The 398-nt window shown below is 65.6% G+C and carries 1 pseudogene; it reads left to right on the top strand.

Annotated features, from left to right (window positions below):
* A pseudogene (locus EN857_RS33450) lies at positions 1-398 on the top strand (MFS transporter); the annotation flags it as partial.

Below are 398 nucleotides of genomic sequence, written 5' to 3'. Positions count from 1 at the left end.
GCCGCTGCTCCTGGCCAATCTCGGCTATCTCGGCCATATGTGGGAACTCTACGCCATGTGGGCGTGGCTGCTTGCCTATACGCGCTCGGCATTCGAGGCGCAGGCGATCGGATCGGCCGCTGCCGCCTCGCTTTCGACCTTCTTCGTCGTGGCCTCCGGCATCTTTGGCTGCCTGTTGGGCGGCTATCTGTCGGACCGCATCGGCAGAACCGCGGCCACCGCCGGCATGATGATCGTCTCGGGAAGCTGTGCGCTGCTGATGGGCTTCCTGTTTGCCGGTCCGCTCTGGCTCTTCATGTTGGTCGCCGTCGTCTGGGGCATTTCGGTGATCGGCGATTCGGCGCAATTCTCCGCCGCCGTCACGGAACTCGGCGACCGCCGCTTCGTCGGCACCGCGC

This window comes from Mesorhizobium sp. M4B.F.Ca.ET.214.01.1.1 (genome assembly GCF_004791545.1).
GTDB lineage: Bacteria > Pseudomonadota > Alphaproteobacteria > Rhizobiales > Rhizobiaceae > Mesorhizobium > Mesorhizobium abyssinicae.
Note: the sequence above shows the minus strand (reverse complement) of the source record. Positions and strands in the feature narration are given on the sequence as shown.